Genomic DNA, 18863 nt, shown 5'->3' with positions numbered 1-18863 from the left:
ATCTTCTATGACTTGTTAATAGTTTATCATAGAAGACCTTTTGATTCGATAGGATATCAAATTACAGAGACTTTTTTATACGCAATTTTTATGGCTGCAACGGCCCATAGTAATAAGCGGCTGTTGCCCCACCATCTACCAAAAATGTGGAACCCGTGATAAACTGCGCCCGTTCGCTCATCAAAAGCTCTGCTACATCAGCTACTTCATCAGCAGTGCCTGGGCGGCCTGCCGGGCATTTGGCAAACATATTCTTGTAAAAATCACCACGCGGTCCATTAAATTCATCTATGGCCAAAGGTGTAACGATAATTCCAGGCGCAATATCATTTATCCTTGCACCCCGTTCGCCCCAGCGGACAGCTTCATACATCGTACGCTTTTCATTGCAGCGTTTGGCCAGCTGATAGGCATGCAGGGTATCCTTTATCTTTTCCGGCTGTAAAAAGTCAAGTTTCAACAGTTCCTCTGTCGGCGTCATCGCCAGTGCCCTGTCCTGCTCCGGCATAAGTGCCGGCAGACGATGACCGGACTGGCTGGAGATAATTACGCCTGCACCGCCCTTAGCGATAACTTTGCCGACTTCTTCCATCAATACTGCCGTTCCATAGAGGTCAACCTGCAAGATCACTTCAATCGGTGCCTGTGACGGCGAAACACCTGCGCCACAAATCAAATACTTCACTTCACCATATTCCGTTGCTTTTTGCACCATAGCCTGAATGGAAGTTCGCGAAGACATATCCATCACAAACGGCTCCACATCAAAGCCTGCCTGATTCATGATTTCAGCAACCACCTGTGCATTGTTTTCGTTTTTATCCCCAAGAATAATCTTCTTGCCATAGCCCATGCGACGGGCAATGGCCATGGAAATCTGGCCAGCCCCGGTGACCACCATAACATCTTTGCTCATTTTCTCTGCAACCTTTCCTTAAACAAGATTTTTCTTAGCCCAGGCAGCTACCTCAGCTTCGGAACTGGCGGCATCTGCACCATGAATAGCCAGCCCTTCACCAACCGTTGCGCCCTGACAGTATTTTTTCAAAGCCGTTGGTGCTCCGGCAAGCCCGCTGCCCTCATGTGTCATCAAGGGGAAGACCTTTTTCCCGGTGAAATCCAATGCTTCAAGCTGAGTGAATACCGCCACCGGATAGGTGCCCCACCAGCAAGGGCCAGCCACCACGATATTATCGTATGCTGCCACTGACGATAACATTTCCACAAGTTCCGGACGGGCACTCTTCCGCAGTTCTTCCTTGGCCTCTACTGTGCACTGAGTATAGTCAACAGCATAGGCCTTCTTCGTCACCACTTCAAAGAGGTCTGCCCCGACCGCCTTCTGGATAAACTCAGCCACAATTTCCGTATTGCCTTTGGGCAAGTCCTCAATACTGCCGTTTACATAATTTTGTCCCTTCCGGGAATAATAGATTACAAGTGTCTTTGCCATTTTCGCCAGCTCCTTTACTGCTGATAGCCTAATTTCTTTAACCACGCTCTGACCTTCGTGCGTGCCGCCTCTGGATTATCCTGCACGGATTTCCCCCGCAGCCCCAGGCCCTCGCCCTTTATTTTTGCTCCTTTGGCATAGCGGGGGATTCCCCTGTCTTCCAAGCCGGTCATGTTATCACCTGCCGAGGTGCAGAAGGGAATAACCGTTTTCCCCTGCCAGTCATAGCTTTCCAGGAATGTATACACCGGCATGGGCAGGTCGCTCCACCAAATGGGATATCCCAGGAAAACCGTATCATACTGAGCAAAGTCCTTTACCATAGCCGCAAGTTCCGGTCGTGCGTCCCGGGCTTTTTCCGCCTTAGCCTCCTCGGTGCATTCCCGATAATCGGCAGGATACTCCTTGACCGTTTTTATTTCAAAGATATCCACGCCGCCTAGTTCCTGTGCAATGATATCTGCCACAATGTGGGTATTGCCCTTTTCGATATAGCCGACCTCGTAATTATCTCCCTTGCGGGAAAAATAGGTCACCAGGATTTTTTTGCCACCATTGTGGGCAGCAGCCTCAGCAGAAGGAGTTATCCCTGCCGCTACACCGCCGGCAGAAGGGACAGGTGTCGAGGCGACCGGCTTTGTTTCCTCGCCACAGCCGACAAAAGCCAGTCCCAGGATGCCCAGCCCTGCCATGCGAATAAAATCCCTGCGTTTCATCATTCCAATTCTCCTCTCATTAAGCTATCACAGGCGTGACAAATCTTGACAACAACCTGCGGCGATAGCGCATATACACCACGAACAGGATAGCACCGGTAATGGCCCAGCTGGCGGGATACGTCAGCAGCAGCGTACTAAACGCAGGGGCTGCGGCAAATACCGTATACACCCAGATAATCCACGTTCCGCAGATGGTCACCAGAGCAATCATGGCTGGCGGTGTGGAATAGCCATAGCCACGCATAGTGCCCGACAAGACCTCTGTCACCCCGTTCAGGAATTGCAGCAACGTCACATAGACGATGCGGATCACACCCAGTTCAATAATCCACGCATCCTGTATAAAAATTCCCAGCAGTGGTTTGGCAAACAATGTGGTCAATCCACCTAAAAATAGCATAACCGCCAATTCGCTAAGCAGGGCAATTTTCGTAATCTGAAAGCAACGCTCAATATTTTTGGCCCCAAAATTCTGCCCGATAAAGGTCGTAGTGGCCTGACCGATAGCACTTAGGAAGCAGTAGACATTGATCTCAATGGCAAATGCCGCCGCCGAGGCCGCCATCACATCTGCCCCCAGACTGTTGATGGCACTTTGCACCACCAGATTGGACAGACAAAAGATCATTCCCTGAACCCCAGCAGGTAAACCAATACGAATGATTTCCTTCAATTCCTTGGCCGCATAACGCAGTTTTCGGTATTCCAGGCGGATATAGCTCTCACTGTGCCGCAATTTGCGCCACAGGATAGCCGCATTCACATAGTTGGCAATCACAGTAGCACCGACAACTCCCGCCACGCCCCAGTCAAAGACCACTACGGTCAGCAGATTGAGGACGATATTCAAAAGAGCTACGACCATAAGACTGTACAAGGGTGTATGACTGTCACCGTTGCTACGAAAGATAGCCGACTCAAAATTATAGATGGCCAGCGCCGGCAGCCCCAAGAAGTAAATCCGCAGATAAAGCTCCGCCATGGGCAGAATCTCTGCCGGCACTCCCAGCATATTCATGATCAGCCCGGTAAGAGCCTCACCGGCTGCGAGAAGGATTGCCCCCATGAACAGGGACATGATAATCGCCGTATGCACAGCCCGGCTGGCCCGCTTCTCATTACCAGCGCCGATACGCTGGGCAATAACCACATTCCCCCCCAGCGACAAGCCCAAAAGCAACATGACCAGCAGACTGATGGGCATCGCATTATTCCCCACCGCCGCCATGGCACTCTTGCCCACAAACCGCCCCAAAACCATAGTGTCAGCCGTATTGAAAAGCTGCTCCAGCATGCCCGTGAATGCCAAAGGCAAGGCAAAGATCAGAAATTTATCGGCAATTGATCCGTTCAGCATATCCATATCTCTGCGCTTAAAAAACAACATTTTCTGTACCACTTCCTTATCAATTCAATTTCTATTTCTATTTTATCTTTTCCTAGAATCTAAACAATCTCGATATCGCCCCATATCCATTAGAAAAACTAATAAAGGAGCCACTGACCAAACAGTGACTCCCATTAACATCCAGATAAATTCAAACCATAAACATGCTTTCCAGCATGGCGGCAAAATCCTCCAAATAAGCTTCCTCGCGGTTAGCTTTCCAAAAGATATAATAATCCTGCGTTACCAGCCGCCCTTCATGCTGCAAGGGGATATAGCGTATGTCTCCCACCCGGCCGACCTGTACCTTGCGTCTGGTTTCCAGATAGAATCCCTGGCCTGACAGCACATAGAGCCGGGCCTGTTCCTGACTTTCGGCCAGCAGGAAATCTCCCTGAACGCCGAAGTATTCACGATAAAAGGCTTCGTCATTTTCCCTTTGCTCTGGGGAGGAAACCAGTATGCAGGGCAGGCTTTTCAGGTCGTCCGTGTCAATCTGTTCCAAAGCTGTCAGGGGATTTGCCGCCGACAGTTCTGCATAGACCTGCTCCGTAGCGAGAAAATAGTTCACATAGTGTTCCGATGGCTTGCGGCGCAGATCATTGATAGCAATGTCCAGCCTGTCTGTCCGCAGTCTGTCGTAAAGCTCCTCATGGGTGCCACTGACCAAATGCAGCGCAACCTGAGGATATTTCTCCTGAAAGACAGGCAACACCTGCTGCAATTCACTGCCCCGATACTGCTTGGGATAGCCAAGCTTCAACACGATCTGCCCGCCGCTGGCAAGCTGGCGGGTTTTTTCCACCAGCTTATCTGCATCATGCAAGAGGACAATGCTCTGCTTGTAAAAATATTCCCCGGCAGGCGTCAGCGAAAACTTCCGCTTCTCCCGTATCAGGAGTTGCACACCCAATTCTTTTTCGAGAGCCTGTATCTGCTGGGATATGGCTGACTGGGATATATAACAGGCCTCCGCGGCCTCGCTGAAATTCTTATACCGCACTACCGCCTGAAAATAGCGCATCTGCTTTAACATGATTACGATCCTCCTCCGTTTGGCATTGTGTCAGATATTCTGTCTCCCCAGCTTTTATCCTTGCCTCTATATAAATCTGCTAAAGTCTACTAAAATCAATAAGTCGAAGCCACAGCCCGCATCATCAACCACTGCCCATTCTTCTTTTCCATATCAAATTTCAACTGCAAAGGCCAGGTATGGCGGCTGCCTCCAAATACTTCTGCTTCCACCCGTGTTTGACCGGTCAGGATTGCATGAGTCTCATCCACCAGCTGCACATCAATCTGTTCGGTATCCTGTGAGAAATAGCTCAACCGTCCATCGGCAATGCAGGCAATATATTCGTCCTTGGGCTGCACCATACCGGTCATATGGGTAAGTGTAAAACCATCATCGAGCATCTCTCCGATTCCCGCAATATTGCGTGTCTCATAGAGCATATACCCATACATGGTGCGGTACATTGCTTTCATCGTCTCTACATCATGTTCCATTTGCGGTTCCTTTCGTTCGATCCTCATTTCAATAGAATCTCCCAGCTTATCAAACAGATGCAAGTCTGAGGTAATCCTGCCCATACGAATCAGATTTCCTTGATGAGAAACCCCTGCCTTATCGAAGAAAATCGCCAAGGACGGTCCGCCGGTATAAAAGGTAATATCACCATTTTCATAATCTTCGATAGCATTTCCCTTATCACTCAAAGCTGGGATATGTGTATAATATTCCCGATCATCGGAACGCTTCAGTGAAATGGTCAACGGCAGCCGCGCCAGAAACTCCCTGGAAGTCTCACTGTCATCCAGTACACCTTCAACCTTTACATTTCCTGCCGTCATTACAATGGGAATACGTCCCGTTCCCTCTGCAAGAACCTGAGTCTTTTTTTCCACGTCTCCAGCAGTTTTCCCTTCCATTGCTCCACATCCAGTCAGAATAAAAAGAGATACAATCAAGAAGATTCCATATTTCTTTTTCTTTGTAAACATAATATTACTACCTCTCCTTTACTCTGTCACGGAATCCAACGTCCGGAAGAGAATTGTCTTGTTCTACCTTTATTCTATACTTCACAGTTAATGCTATCAATCTGCGTTCTGAGGAAATCCATAAGGATTTCTTATAGAAAACACCGCGACTTCAAAATCGCGGTGCTTTCCCATGGCTTAATCAATAGAGACCAGTCTTGATATGTGGTACGTAAGGAGCTTCCAGCGCCTTGATTTCTTCTTCGTCCAACTTGATATCCAATGCAGATACCGCTTCTTCTACGTGCTGTACGCTGGTGGTGCCAACGATGGGCGCCGTAATGTATGGTTTGCTGAGCATCCATGCCAAGGATTCCTGTGCCATGGTACGACCGTGCTCTGCCGCAATCTTCTCCAGATTATCAACGACAACCTTATCCTGCGCGTCTGTTTCACCCCATACCATGGGTGAAACTTCATCGATGACATTGCGTGCCGTAACAGTTCCCCAAGGATGAGCCGTCCGGCCACCTGCCAGCGGACTCCATGGTACGACTGCCAGCTTGCGGTCCTGGCAAAGGGGCAGGATTTCCCGTTCCTCTTCCCGATAGATCAGGTTGTACTGCGGCTGCAGGGAAGCAAACTGCGTCCAGTTATGCTCCCTGGCAATATTCTGGAGGCGCTCCAGCTGCCAGGCAAATATAGTAGAAGCGCCAATATAACGTGCTTTGCCGCTCTTCACCACATCATGCAGAGCTTCCATGATTTCTTCCATAGGGGTATTGGTGTCAAGTCTATGAATCTGGTAGACATCTACATAATCAAGACCGAGACGCTGAAGGCTGTGGTCAATCTCTGCCATGATATTCTTGCGGGAAAGGCCGCCGCCATTGGGGCGTCCAGGACGCATCTCGAAATTTACCTTCGTGGTCACGACAATCTCATCACGGTTCAGGCCGAATTCACGGATATAATGGCCTGTGATTTCCTCACTGCTGCCCATTTGATAGACGTTGGCCGTATCGAAATAATTGATTCCGAGGTCAATGGCCTTCTTGAAGATTTCCTTGCCCTCTTCATAGTCCTTGGCCCAAGGAAATACACCATTCTCCTTGCCCGGCTTGCCAAAACTCATCATCCCCAGGCAAATGCGGGAAACATCCATGCCTGTATTGCCAAATTTTACATATTCCATGTTCACATTCTCCTCTCAGTGCTGCTTATTTTGACAGACCTTTTTCGTCCAGCCATTTGAGCGCCAGTTCCATGATCTGCTTGTTGTTCTTCTCCTGCATCAGGAAATGCGAATTTCCCTTGATACCGATATCCGGCAGATGTACCAAAGTCGCATCACCACCGTGACGATTTATAGCCGCGACAAACTGTTGTGCCATCGCATACTCAGTTCCCCACTTATCCTCGCCAACATTTTCCGAACCGATTTTTATATAATCTCCATAATACAGCACGATGGGAATTCTGGTGAGTTTCAGAAAATCCTCCATGGGAACCCCCATTGCCGAAGCAGAGAGCGCCTTAAAACGTGCGGCAGTTAATGTGGGCATTTCAGATTCCGGGAACACAAAGGGCGTTCCTCCCGGCTCATAGGCAATAATAGCCTTCACTTTATCTGTACGAATAGCTGTACGCCAGCCAATTGTTCCGCCCATAGAATGAGAAACCAACACCGCCCCATCCTTCTGGCGATTAAAAAGTTTAGCCAGTACATCAGCATTGAGGTCGTTGTCCAAGGGGCCAGAACCAATCGTCCAGCTCTGCTGGAAAGCCTGATAATTTTCTTCGCCTTCCGGGAACTGGGCATTAGGAACCGGGTTGCCCTTCTCATCATAATGGCCAATACGCGAAAGCACATATAGTGTTTTATCTCCATACATGGGATTACTTGCCCAAGGTGTGTCCGGCGTTACTGCCTCCGTGGAAAGATTGGCTTCGCCACTACGGGGCTGGTCTACCAGATATACGGAATAACCGGCTCGCAAAAACATCGTATTGAACCCTTCCCGTCCATCCGGGCCGGATTCCCATGTACGTTTTGACTGAGCACCACCATGCTGAAAAATCAACGGCAGTTTTTTGGCTTTGACGGGCTTTTGATACTCCACATAAGCAAAATCGCCATAAGCTCTCTGCCCATCTTCTGCAACAAAATTCTCCTGCGTGAATTTTCCTGCATGCTGTTTATAACTGCCGCCCACCGTAAATGAACCTTGCTCCTCGATGGTAATTGGCGTAGCAGATACAAAACCAATATTAAGTGACAACAGCACACTTGCCGTAAGAATGCTACGATATATCCTTTTTTTCAAGTACATTTTCTATCTCTCCAGCCTCTTATAAGTCCTGTTTCTTCGTAATGACAAAATGCTGCTCACGCTCTTTGATGAGCCACTTGCCAGCCTGTTTCACGAGTTTATCCGTATAGCGGATGTAGTTGTCCGACACCACAGTATGGCCGTTTTCTTCCATCACGAGGGCCGCCCGACAGTAATGCACGTCCACAGCCGTATCGCCATCTACCGTAATGACCTGCTGACCATTTTGATGATGCGATGCTTTGATGCCGCCGGTAAAGGCGCTGAACTGTTTTTCCAGCGTGTCCCGTCCATGAATATCCATCGTGAGCTTATCGCCCATATAGACCATGACATGAACATCTTCGGTAAAATAAACCATCTGCGCCGGCACATTGCACTCCAGATTGGCAAAACCGTCAATAACCTCGCGAATCGCTTCTTTTGCTTCTAACATTTCCAGTGACATTTGACATTCCCCTTTCAGCGTATCTGCATTTCCTTTTGTTGATTTCATTATAGCGATGTTATATCAGAATATCCAATTGTAAGTTTAGATTATCAATTTAATTTTCCTATTAAACCGTTGCAATTTCGAAGGCCAACCGCTATACTGCAAATAGAAACAAAGGAGGCCTCACCGATGAACACCAAGCAAATGGAATATATCCTGGAGCTGGCACAGGTGCTGAATTTCAACCGCGCAGCCGAAAATCTCTTTATCTCACAGCCCACACTGACCTATCAGATAAAGGCTGTGGAAAACGAGATTGGTTTTGCCCTCTTTGAACGCTCCGGCAAAGGGGCTATGCTTACACCGGCAGGAGCACAATTTGTCGGCACCTTGCGCACGCTTTACGGACAGCTGAAGGAGGCCATTGAGCAGGGGCAGAATTTCAGCGCCAAATATGCCGAAAGCATCCGCATAACGCTGCCGATTCGTTCCGCCATCTACTTTCTGCCACAGGTCATTGCGCAATTCAGCCGCAGTTTTCCTACGGTCAATGTCATTCCCAGTTTTGACTGGCAGCACGGACAAGAATCCTTCCTGCAAGGCGAACAGGACGTGACCTTTGCCATGGAATACACGATGAAGCGCGTACCGGATGTGACCTGTCATCACCTGTTTGACAGTCACATCTACCTGATTACCGAGAAAAATGACGCACTGACAAAAAAGCCGCTGGTTACGCCCAGCGACTTAAAAGGTCGTACACTTATGGTAGGCGGCGGCTCCCCGCCCGCTCTGCGTGCTTTGCAACAACGTATGATTAGTGAAATTCATGTGGATTATTTTAACAGCCCTGACCACGACAACACACTCACCAATGTGGCTGCCCACAAGGGGGTATGTCTGGCACCGGGTTTCTTAAATGACCATAACGGCGAATTTGCCTGGCTCGACTTTGACAGCGATGTCGTCATTCCCTGTGGCGTTTACACGCATAAAAATGACAAGCGCCAATCCCTGCACGCCTTTATTGAGCTTTTGCAGCACTTCTACCGTGACCAGCCGGATTTCAAGGTCTGACATCATAATATGCTCTATCCTGTTCCCCCCTACGCCAATTACACGAATCTGCACACATGGTCAACCGCAATATCCGAAAAGCCATAAGCTTCTGCTTTGGTGAGTTTGCCATTTGCAATCTCATGGAGCTTTGCCAGCAGCATCCCACCGCTTTCCTCAATAGTCTGCTCCCCTCGGATAATGCCCGATAAATCCACGTCCATATTATCTTCCATCCAACTATAGGTATGTTCATTGGCCGTCACTTTCAGCACCGGCACAATGGCATTGCCCGTAGGCGTTCCCCTGCCCGTGGTGAAGATGATGACCTGACAGCCGGCAGCTGCCATGGATGTTACGGAAGAAATATCGTACCCTGCCGTATCCATGACAATGGCCCCGCGCTTCGTAGGCGGCTGCGCCTGTTCCAGCACCTCCACGATGGGACGGGTGCCGCCTTTGCGGATGCAGCCAAGGCTCTTTTCATCAATCGTGGACAAGCCTCCTGCTTTGTTGCCCGGTGTCGGCTGTCCCGCTCGGCAATCCTGCCCTGCAGAGAGCAAATGTTTTTCATAGTCCTCGCACACCCGGATAATCTGGTCGTGGATTTCCGGTGTGGCGCCCCGACGGGCCAGCACATGTTCGCCGCCAATCCACTCAATGGACTCACTCATCATGGCGGATGCGCCCAAATCCACCAGCCTGTCACTAAGATTACCCACCGCAGGATTGGAAGCAATCCCGGAGGTAGCATCGCTGCCGCCACATTCTATCCCCAACAGCAATTCGCTGATGGGGAATTTTTCTTTTTGCTGCAGCCCGGCTTCAGCCGCCATTTCCCGGGCAGCCCGCACAGCTTTTGCAATGGTCTTTAAGGTGCCGCCTTCTTCCTGTATGCCAAAGGAAACTACCGGCTTGGAACATCTTGCCTGTATCTTTTCCCGCAGCTTGGCATGGGGTACGGTTTCACAGCCCAGGCCGATGATGACTACGCCGTACACGTTAGGATTCAGCGCAAAGCCCGTAAGCACCTTCTGACTCATTTCCGTATTGGCCGCCACATCACTGCAGCCGGTGTTAAAGACGATATTCACCGCGCCCTGCACCTGACTTGCCACAATTCGGCAGGATTCACTGCCGCAGGCACAAGTGGGCAGAATCAAAATATGATTGCGGATGCCGGGGCGGCCTTCTTTGCGTCTGTAACCATAAAATTCCATGTCATTTGCCCTCCCTGCTCATTATATACTCACTAGCGTAGTCCCGGGGAATGCTGCGGATATTCTCATGCGATACCCAGCCGCCCTGCGGAATATCCTGCAAGGTTTCCCCGATGATTTCCCCGTACTTATAGACCATTTCACCCTTGGCGATAGGCTTCAGGGCAATCTTGTGCCAAATGGGAATCGTTTCGACAGCCTTAACCTTGGCACTGCCGCCACCGTGACAGATAACCATGTCCTCAGGTTGTGCTTCGCTGGTGCAGGTGGCCACATTGTCCTTCTCGTCCAGCAGAATCGCTTTCTTTTCCATAGCGCTCTCCTTTCGTCAAATAGCCTCGTCCATATCTGGCAGATATTTCCCATAGAGCATATTCCACCGCGCCGGAGTCATGTCCTGCTTTTTCCGCAATTCCAGTTGATAAATTTTCACTGCCTTATGCGTTCTTGCCATCATCTTTTCCGCCAGAATCTTCATTGCCTTTTTCATCGTCATTACCTCCCGCTTCACACTGTTTTTTCTGTCTTCATCATAGCGTATTCGAACCGAAATAAAAAACACTTATAATCGATTTATCTATTGAAAAAACCGATTGATTTCGCTATGATGAAACCAGTTAAAGGAGGTACTGCCATGAATATCCAGCAAATGCAATACTTCGCCGAGGTTTGCCGTCACGAAAATGTTACCAAAGCGGCCGCCAGCCTGCATATGTCCCAATCCACCCTGAGCCTGTCCATGAAGAACCTTGAGGCGGAAACCGGCCTGAATCTGTTTCGTCATGTAGGGCGCAATATTCAGCTCACCGCTGACGGGCAGGCCTTGTTTCAGGAAGTGGAAAAGATGCTGAAACAGGTCAAACGCTTTGAAGCCAATGTCAAAGTGATTGCCAAACGGCATAACCGCCTGCAACTGGCCGTGCCTTCGCAGATTGCCACCATTATCCTGCCGCTGCTTTTGGGCGAATTTTTCCAGCAGCATCCGGAAATCCAGCTGGAAATCACAGAACCTGCCGGCGGCGTAGCGCTGGATATGGTGGAGCGGGAAGAAGTTGACCTGGCCTTTGTCCACGATGCCGAAGGACGGCCCAATCTCACCCTGCGCAAATTATCGTCCTGGCCCATCTGCCTCTGCGTCCCACGCAGCCATCCGTTGGCCGATAAGCCCAGCGTCACTTTGGCCGAAGCAGCAGCTTATCCGCTAGTGCTGCTCAGTCGTAAATTTGCCGACGCTCCTGAACATATGAATGGTACACCATAAATTATCGCGGAATATATCAAAGTGGCCAAATAACTTTTTCTTTGCCATTTTTAGGCAGCCAAGCGAGCAAAAAGGCGCGAAATTTTTGGCTGGCTTTCGTGAGGATTGTTGTCTTGTCCCAGACAAGATATACGAACTGCCCCAGGTCATCGCCCGTGCCCAAAGGTTTTACAACGATATCCGGATGATGATTCAACACGGCAGCGTAGTCATAGCCCAAGTTTATCGCCTGATGCCGGAGAATCAGGTCGGTGATGAGCATTTCATCGGCCGTTTCAGCAACCAGGTCTACCTGCAAACCCGGCAGCAGGATATACTTATCGATATTATGCCGAAAGCATTGATAAGCCCGCCCCTTGCTGACAATGCGCGCACCTTCCAAATCTGCATAGGTAATGGTTTCTTTACCGGCCAGCGGATGCTGGCGATGCAGCCGCGCGCAGTACCGGGAAAAGAACAGGGATTCAGCTGCGAAACGATTTTGGTCAGCTTCTCCTGTGACGATGGCAAAGTTGCATTGCTTTTCCAATACGCCCTTCAAGGCTGCATCATCTGTCGTATCCACGGTGCTGAGAATAATATCCGGGCATGCCTGGTGAAAATCCCAAAGAAATTCTGCCCCCAAGTAAGCCATGATATGGTCCAGTGCGTAAATCGTCACCACACTTTTGGATTGGGAGGCCAATGTGCTCATGCTTGCAATGCTCCGATATTCTGCCAGCAGCCGCTGCACATGCGGTAAAAGTGCATTGGCATAATCAGTCGGAACAAGGCCATGCGGATTGCGGATAAAGAGCAGTTGCCCCAGTTCTTCCTCCAAAGTCCTAAGCATCTTGCTGACGCCCTGCCGCGACACGTATAGCTTATCAGCAGCACTTTGCATATTGCCCTGCCGATAAACTTCGAGAAAATATTCCATTTGTTTCTGATTCATCCAATCCCCCCTCCTCTTTATTTTATAGCAACCTTTTAGTTGCGTCAAAAGAGAATCTCTTTGCTTGTTGTACTTCGGTATGGGCATTATACTAGAAGCATAACCTAGCTGACGCAATTTAGAAGCTACGAAAAGGAGACATGACCATGAAACTGACGCAAATCCGCAATGCCACTAACCGCCTTGAATATGCCGACAAAACGTTCCTGATTGACCCGTGGCTGATGCCCAAGCACCAGTTTTCCTTTGTCGATGTTCCCGGCAGACCTTATCATGTGCCGGATGAAATGAAGGAGCATTTGCCCATGCCCTTCTATGACCTGCCCATGCCGATGGAAGAAATCCTCGCTGGCGTCGACTATTATCTGGTAACGCATATCCATCCCGACCACATCGATATGTCTATGGATGGTACTGTGGGCGCACCTTTGGACAAGAATGTGCCTGTAATCTGCCAAAATGAAGCAGATGCCGCTATATTCCAAAAATCTGGCTTCCACGATGTAACCGTACTGTCCGAAACCGGCATGCTGTTTGGTCCGGCAAAGCTGACCAAGGTACCGGCCCTCCATGGCACGGTAAATCCCTGTGGTGATGCCATGGGTGTGATGTTTGAAAGCGCCGCTGAAAAAATCTTTTATCTGGCCGGGGATACGGTCTGGTATCCCGCAGTAGCCGACACATTGAAACGCTGGCAGCCGGAAATCGTGGCACTCAACTGCTGTGCCGCCGAGACGGTGGAAAATGGGCGCCTCATCATGGATGCTGAAGATGTCCACTGCGTTGCCAAGACTATGCCTAACGCCAGACTGTATCTGACACATCTGGATAATGTGGCCCATGCCGCACTTACCCGCCATACGCTCAAAGGCAGACTGGCCGATCGTAATGTAACCAATTATGATATGCCAAAGGACGGACAGTCTGTAATGTATTAATGACTCTAACTCCAACAAAGCAAAATAATCCCCCATCCTGCATTTTTCATGCGGATGGGGGATTATTTATTTCATGCTAATTTTTCATTTCGCGTGCGATATATTTTCCCGTAATGCTCTCCTTGCTTACGGCTGCCATTTCCGGCGTGCCGCAGACTACGATACGGCCGCCCTTGGCACCGCCTTCCGGCCCCATATCGATAATGTAATCCGCATTGACGATTACATCCAAATCATGCTCGATGACAATTACAGTTGCTCCGGCTGCCACCAAGCGGTCAAAGACCTGCAGGAGCACCTGCACAACCAAGGGATGCAGGCCAATGGTCGGCTCGTCAAAGATAAAGACAGAATCGGCCTGTGTCTTTCCCATCTCACTGGCTAGTTTCAAACGCTGGGCTTCGCCGCCGGAGAGGGCAGGCGTATCTTCGCCCAGCGTCAGATACCCCAGGCCTAAGTCGTTCAAAGTCGAAAGTTTCCCATAAATCTTTTTCTGCTTGGCAAAGAGCGGCAGCGCCTCCTTTACGGTCAGGGAGAGGATTTCCGGCAAAGTATAGCCATGCTCTGCACCTTCTGCCTGCCAAAGGATTTCTTTGACCGCGTCGCTATAACGCTGCCCGTTGCAATCCGGACAGGTGATTGTCACATCGGGCAGGAACTGCACATCGAGAGAAATCTGCCCCGTGCCATCACAGGTTGGGCAGCGCAGCTTGCCCGTATTATAGGAAAAAGCGCCCGCCTTCCATTTTTTCTCTTTGGCCAAAGCCGTGCCCGCGTAGAGCTTGCGCAATTCATCGAGCACTCCGCTGTATGTCGCTACCGTGGAACGGATGTTGATGCCGATGGGCGAAGCGTCAATCAGATTGGCTCGGCGTATACCTTCAGCGCTTATAGCTTTGACCTGCGGCGGCAGTTTGCGGTCTTCAGAGCTAGCTGAAAGCGCCGGCAGCAGACATTCGAGCACCATGGTGGTCTTGCCGGAACCGGATACGCCGGTAACCACCGTCAGCCGCCCCTTGGGAATATCTGCCTGCAAGGGCTTTACCGTATGCAGCGGATTCGTTTCCAAATGAATCGTTCCCAAATCAAACATCTCTTCCCAGGGCGCACGTTCCCGCAAGCTGCCATTTGCTCCGCCGCGCATAAAGGGGGCAATCTTGGAGACTTTGCTTTTCGCAGCCGCCTGCATATCCCCGGCAAACAGCAGATTACCGCCCTCGCTGCCCGCCAAAGGCCCCAGTTCAATCATATAATCGGCATGCTGCAGCACATGCACATCATGGTCCACCAAAACCACGGAGTTGCCATCACGCAGCAAGCTGTCAATCACATCCAAGAGCCCTTCAATATTGGCCGGATGCAAGCCGATACTCGGCTCATCGAGGACGTAAAGTACCCCTGTGGTTTCATTGCGCACGGCTCTGGCCAGCTGCACACGCTGGCGCTCGCCGGTAAAAAGGGTGCTGCTGGCACGATCAAGGGAGAGATAACCCAGGCCCAGCTCCTTCAGCCTGCGGGCGTTATCCAAAAAAGACTCGGCAATGCTTTCGGCCATGGGGCGCATTTCCTGGGGCAGGGTATCCGGCACAGCCTTCACCCAGGGAATCAGCTCATCAAGGGTCATGGCCGTGGCCTCGGCCAGATTTTTCCCGGCCAGTTTAGTAGAGCGCACCTTCGCTGACAGCCGTGTGCCCTGGCATTCTGGGCAGGCAGCCTCATGGAGGAATTTTTCCACCCGCTTCATGCCCTTTTCGTCCTTGACCTTCGCCAGGGCATTTTCCACCGTATATACTGCATTATAATAGGTGAAGTCCATCTCAGCGGCCACATTGGTCTTTTCATTGACATAGAGAATATGCCTTTTCTCTGCCGGGCCGTGAAAGACAATCTCCCTCTCTGCGGGGGTCAAGTCACAGAAGGGCACATCAATCCGCACCCCCATTTCCTTGGCGATATCCTTCATCAATGACCACATCAGCGTCTGCCAGGGAGCCACCGCCCCCTCGGCAATGGACAGGCTTTCGTCAGGCACCAGGCTGGCCTCGTCAACCGTACGCACAACGCCTGTGCCGGAGCAGCGTGAGCATGCGCCTTCGGAGTTGAAGGCCATGGCCTCAGCCCCAGGGCCATAAAACTCCTCGCCGCAGACCGGGCATTTCGTGGGCAGCATCAAGGCCACATCCATATTGGGCGGGCAAAGATGCCCCTTGGGGCAGGCATGGCTCCCCAGGCGGGAAAACAGCAGGCGCAGGCTGTTCAACAGTTCAGAAGCCGTGCCAAAGGTACTGCGTACTCCCGGAATCCCAGGACGCTGATGAAGGGCCAGAGCCGCCGGCACATGGCGGATTTCCTCCACATCGGCCTTGCCCGCCTGGGTGATGCGGCGGCGGGTGTAGGTGGACAGCGCCTCTAGATAACGGCGGGAACCTTCCGCATACAAGGTTCCCAGCGCCAGGGAAGACTTCCCCGAGCCGGATACCCCGGCAATGGCCACCAGCTTGCCCAAAGGGATGTTCACATCAATGTTTTTCAGATTATGCACCCGGGCACCTCTGACGATGATATTTTTAGGGCGCTCTTTACCTTTGTTTTCGCCTGCAATCGAAATTTCCTCACGAACACCAGCTATATCAGCCATAGCATAAATCTCCTCACGATTCATTGACCAATTTCCCGGTCATATGCTCAGGAATCAAAGCCAGGCATTGCACTCTGGACAGGGCATGTTTCAATTCTTTTTCCAGATACGCTTCATCATCGGTGAATTTTCGCACCAGGGAGCTGCAGATTTGTCGCGTCTTCTCCTCATCTGTCACCAGCTGCATCCGCCCAAAGACTACCACGCTCCTAACATTGAGGGCCCAATCACCCGGCTTTTGCCAGCCTTCATCGTGAACACAGTAACTTACCTTGTCACAAGCCTTGATGGCATCCATCCTGTGTCCTTCTTTGGCACTGTGGAAATAAAGGATGCCATCCTCCTCGCAGTACAAGTGATTCATGGGAATGCCATAGGGATAGCCATCATCCCCCAACATAGACAGCACGCCCCGCTTCGCTTCTCTTAACACTTCCCTGCACTCTGCCTCCGGCAGCTGCTGCTTGAATCTCCGCATCTTCCGAAACATATTTTACCTCCTACAAAAACAGCGCCATCTTCTTATCTGCCAAGACCTACCGATAAGAAAATGACGCTCCTCCCATTACCCGGTGGCAATAGGTGTCAACTCATATTATGCTTCATAGCATAGGGCAAAAAAACGACTTTGTCAATGTCAACTACTGTTCTTAGGCACAGCGACTTGCCTGGGGCAGAATGATGCGGCCCTGGGCTACCGGGTCGTCCATGATGATTTCCTTAACCCCCGGCACCTTGATTATGCCGGATTTAGGATTTTTGATGCTGTCCACCACGGTCGTAACCTCTGCTTCGACCTCGGATTTTTCAAAGGCCAGATCCGTATCCACCATACGGCAGTTCTTGAGTTTCAGCCCCTTGCAATAGCAGAAGGGCTGTGTTCCAATGATGGTACAGTTCTCCAGAGTCAGATTCTCCGAATACCAAGCCAGATATTCTCCCCGAATCACACTATTGCGGACAGTAACATTTTGGGCATGCCAGAAAGCATCTTTGGTATTCAGTTCACAATTTGTAAATTCCGCCTCTCTAATGTACTGAAAGGAGTATTTGCCCTGCAAGGTTACATGGTCAAAATGCAACTGTTCGCTGCGCAGCATAAAATATTCGCCTTGCACAGCCGTATCGGCCATTTTGATATTTTTGACCGACCAGCCAAACTCCGTTGAAATGATATCACTACCATCTATGCGCACATCAGCACACTCCCGCAGGGCTTTGATGCCATGCAGCTTCGCACCTGCAATGTGAATATCCCTTGAATACCATAGGGCCGCACGGCAAAGTTCCGTAAGCTCGGAATTTTTTATCTGCACATGTTCATCATGCCAGAAAGGATAGCGCAAATTGAAAAAGCAGTCCTGCACATCAATATCGCGGCCTTCCTTCAACGCACTTTCCCCATCTGCGGGGCCATCAAAGCGGCAATTAAGGAGCTTCACCCCGGTCTTGCCATACAGTGCCCGTTCTTCATCAAATGCCTGTTCTCTATATTCTTCCATTCTCCTTACCTTTCTGTTAAAAATCCTATTTTTTCACTGGGCCACGAGCTGCACCGTTACGCCATCGCGATTCAGCAAAGCAGTCAATTCCTGCTGTGACAAGTCAATATGCCCCAGCCGCGTATAAGCCCAGGAATTGGAACCATAGAAAATAACCAGCTTATTCCCCGCATAGAGGACAATATCACCGTATTGGGTAGTTATCTGCTTATCTGCACTGGTAATACTTTGACCAATAGCGCCCACCTGCTCAAAGCCGCCATAAGGTGACATTTTGATGGTCAACGGCAAAAGTTTCTGCAATGCCGCCGTGGAAGCATTCTGTTCCCAGGTAACGGGAACAACTTTATCATCAATGATGAGTTTCATCGCCTGCTCCTTCTTAGGTTCTGCCACGGATTTATTTTCCTGTGGGACAGCCTCCTGCACCTTACTGTCGGTATCCGCAGTAGTCTCCTGCGCACCTGTACAGCCGGATAGCAGCAGCATCACCGACAGCATGACCACACTTATGATTTTTCGATTTGGCATTGCCATCTCTCCTTATGCCCATACAGCTGCAAGGCATTATTTTGCAAACTTCAAATATTCTTGCCAGCCTGTCGGGCTTTTTCCAGTGCGGCATTGCCAGCAATATCACCTGTGTCCGTCACACCGCCACAAAAAAGCGTCTCTTTTAGTTCTGCCTTGTCAAAGCAGTCTACCCAGCCCTGCACGCCGATGCGGGTTCCGGCCACCGTGTCTTCTTCATCCTCTGCCGCCGTAGCCAGCAGATAAACTTCACGGAAACGATAATCCGAGGGGAACAACGGATTTGCCCGGTCCAGCAAGGTCTTTAACTGGCCGCACATACCATAGTAATAGACCGGCGTTGCCAGAACGACCACATCCGCCTGACCGATTTTAGCCGTGATTGCATTGGCATCGTCGTTTATCACACACTGCATGGTCTTTTGGCAGGCCAGACAGCCTTTGCAGAAATTTATAGTCTTATCCCGCAGGG

Annotated in this window: 21 protein-coding genes; 3 read left to right on the top strand and 18 right to left on the bottom strand. The window is 50.4% G+C overall.

Features of this window, described 5'->3' with window-relative positions; genetic code table 11:
* Positions 1-88: 88 nt before the first annotated feature.
* The 9 genes from BUB68_RS11235 to BUB68_RS11190 all read right to left on the bottom strand — a co-directional run bounded on the left by BUB68_RS11235 (position 89) and on the right by BUB68_RS11190 (position 8326).
* Positions 89-916, bottom strand: a complete 828-nt coding sequence (locus tag BUB68_RS11235) for an SDR family oxidoreductase (RefSeq protein ID WP_073091363.1) — start codon at positions 914-916, stop codon at positions 89-91.
* A gap of 18 nt (positions 917-934) precedes the next feature.
* Positions 935-1453, bottom strand: coding sequence for a flavodoxin (locus BUB68_RS11230; protein ID WP_073091361.1), 519 nt, complete (start codon positions 1451-1453; stop codon positions 935-937).
* Positions 1454-1467: 14 nt separating this feature from the next.
* On the bottom strand, positions 1468-2172 hold the full coding sequence (locus tag BUB68_RS11225; protein ID WP_081342585.1) for a flavodoxin: 705 nt from the start codon (positions 2170-2172) through the stop codon (positions 1468-1470).
* 16 nt (positions 2173-2188) lie between these two features.
* The gene (locus BUB68_RS11220; protein WP_256625895.1) at positions 2189-3529 is read right to left on the bottom strand and encodes an MATE family efflux transporter; all 1341 of its coding nucleotides are present in this window, start codon (positions 3527-3529) and stop codon (positions 2189-2191) included.
* A 181-nt stretch (positions 3530-3710) separates the two neighbouring features.
* Complete coding sequence (locus BUB68_RS11215; protein ID WP_081342586.1) at positions 3711-4595, bottom strand: LysR family transcriptional regulator; 885 nt, start codon at positions 4593-4595, stop codon at positions 3711-3713.
* A gap of 95 nt (positions 4596-4690) precedes the next feature.
* Positions 4691-5494: a cyclophilin-like fold protein gene (locus BUB68_RS14910; protein WP_178139516.1), complete on the bottom strand. Its 804-nt coding sequence runs from the start codon at positions 5492-5494 to the stop codon at positions 4691-4693.
* Between the two features lie 253 nt (positions 5495-5747).
* Positions 5748-6740 carry an aldo/keto reductase gene (locus BUB68_RS11200; RefSeq protein ID WP_073091355.1) on the bottom strand — a complete coding sequence of 331 codons (993 nt, stop codon included), beginning with the start codon at positions 6738-6740 and terminating at the stop codon, positions 5748-5750.
* A gap of 25 nt (positions 6741-6765) precedes the next feature.
* Positions 6766-7878: an alpha/beta hydrolase gene (locus BUB68_RS11195; RefSeq protein ID WP_176756819.1), complete on the bottom strand. Its 1113-nt coding sequence runs from the start codon at positions 7876-7878 to the stop codon at positions 6766-6768.
* Between the two features lie 19 nt (positions 7879-7897).
* Positions 7898-8326: a nuclear transport factor 2 family protein gene (locus tag BUB68_RS11190; RefSeq protein ID WP_073091353.1), complete on the bottom strand. Its 429-nt coding sequence runs from the start codon at positions 8324-8326 to the stop codon at positions 7898-7900.
* 174 nt (positions 8327-8500) lie between these two features.
* Here BUB68_RS11190 and BUB68_RS11185 point away from each other — a divergent pair, with 174 nt between their 5' ends.
* Positions 8501-9388, top strand: coding sequence for a LysR family transcriptional regulator (locus BUB68_RS11185; RefSeq protein ID WP_073091351.1), 888 nt, complete (start codon positions 8501-8503; stop codon positions 9386-9388).
* 38 nt (positions 9389-9426) lie between these two features.
* Here the strand turns inward: BUB68_RS11185 and BUB68_RS11180 are convergent, their stop codons facing one another.
* From BUB68_RS11180 to BUB68_RS15275, 3 genes are read right to left on the bottom strand one after another with little or no spacing between them, the layout of a single operon-like run.
* The gene (locus BUB68_RS11180) at positions 9427-10587 is read right to left on the bottom strand and encodes a UxaA family hydrolase (RefSeq protein WP_073091349.1); all 1161 of its coding nucleotides are present in this window, start codon (positions 10585-10587) and stop codon (positions 9427-9429) included.
* Position 10588: 1 nt separating this feature from the next.
* Positions 10589-10900: a UxaA family hydrolase gene (locus BUB68_RS11175; RefSeq protein WP_073091347.1), complete on the bottom strand. Its 312-nt coding sequence runs from the start codon at positions 10898-10900 to the stop codon at positions 10589-10591.
* 15 nt (positions 10901-10915) lie between these two features.
* Entirely contained in the window at positions 10916-11077 is a 162-nt protein-coding gene (locus BUB68_RS15275; protein ID WP_178139515.1) for a hypothetical protein, read from the bottom strand.
* A gap of 144 nt (positions 11078-11221) precedes the next feature.
* On the opposite strand from BUB68_RS15275, the gene BUB68_RS11170 reads away from it, so the two are divergent.
* Positions 11222-11848 (top strand): LysR family transcriptional regulator, encoded by a 627-nt coding sequence (locus BUB68_RS11170; protein ID WP_256625893.1) that lies wholly within the window; start codon positions 11222-11224, stop codon positions 11846-11848.
* Between the two features lie 16 nt (positions 11849-11864).
* Here BUB68_RS11170 and BUB68_RS11165 read toward each other — a convergent pair whose 3' ends face one another.
* Positions 11865-12782: a LysR family transcriptional regulator gene (locus tag BUB68_RS11165; RefSeq protein WP_178139514.1), complete on the bottom strand. Its 918-nt coding sequence runs from the start codon at positions 12780-12782 to the stop codon at positions 11865-11867.
* A 146-nt stretch (positions 12783-12928) separates the two neighbouring features.
* Between BUB68_RS11165 and BUB68_RS11160 the strand changes: the two genes are divergently transcribed.
* A complete protein-coding gene (locus tag BUB68_RS11160) occupies positions 12929-13720 on the top strand; it encodes an MBL fold metallo-hydrolase (RefSeq protein ID WP_014431098.1) in 792 nt (263 codons plus the stop codon).
* A gap of 76 nt (positions 13721-13796) precedes the next feature.
* On the opposite strand, the gene BUB68_RS11155 is transcribed toward BUB68_RS11160, so the two are convergent.
* The 5 genes from BUB68_RS11155 to BUB68_RS11135 form a co-directional block, all read right to left on the bottom strand.
* Positions 13797-16358 carry an excinuclease ABC subunit UvrA gene (locus BUB68_RS11155; protein ID WP_073091459.1) on the bottom strand — a complete coding sequence of 854 codons (2562 nt, stop codon included), beginning with the start codon at positions 16356-16358 and terminating at the stop codon, positions 13797-13799.
* Between the two features lie 13 nt (positions 16359-16371).
* On the bottom strand, positions 16372-16848 hold the full coding sequence (locus tag BUB68_RS11150; RefSeq protein WP_073091345.1) for a pyridoxamine 5'-phosphate oxidase family protein: 477 nt from the start codon (positions 16846-16848) through the stop codon (positions 16372-16374).
* Between the two features lie 160 nt (positions 16849-17008).
* Entirely contained in the window at positions 17009-17860 is an 852-nt protein-coding gene (locus BUB68_RS11145) for a DUF3737 family protein (protein ID WP_073091343.1), read from the bottom strand.
* 33 nt (positions 17861-17893) lie between these two features.
* Positions 17894-18391 (bottom strand): cyclophilin-like fold protein, encoded by a 498-nt coding sequence (locus BUB68_RS11140; protein ID WP_081371976.1) that lies wholly within the window; start codon positions 18389-18391, stop codon positions 17894-17896.
* A 50-nt stretch (positions 18392-18441) separates the two neighbouring features.
* Positions 18442-18863 (bottom strand): flavodoxin family protein (locus BUB68_RS11135; RefSeq protein ID WP_073091342.1); only part of this gene is annotated, 422 nt, incomplete at its 5' end.

The organism is Pseudoselenomonas ruminantium (assembly GCF_900142515.1).
Lineage (GTDB): Bacteria > Bacillota > Negativicutes > Selenomonadales > Selenomonadaceae > Selenomonas_A > Selenomonas_A ruminantium_D.
The sequence above is the reverse complement of the archived record's forward strand: the minus strand, read 5'-3'. Positions and strand labels throughout refer to the sequence as shown.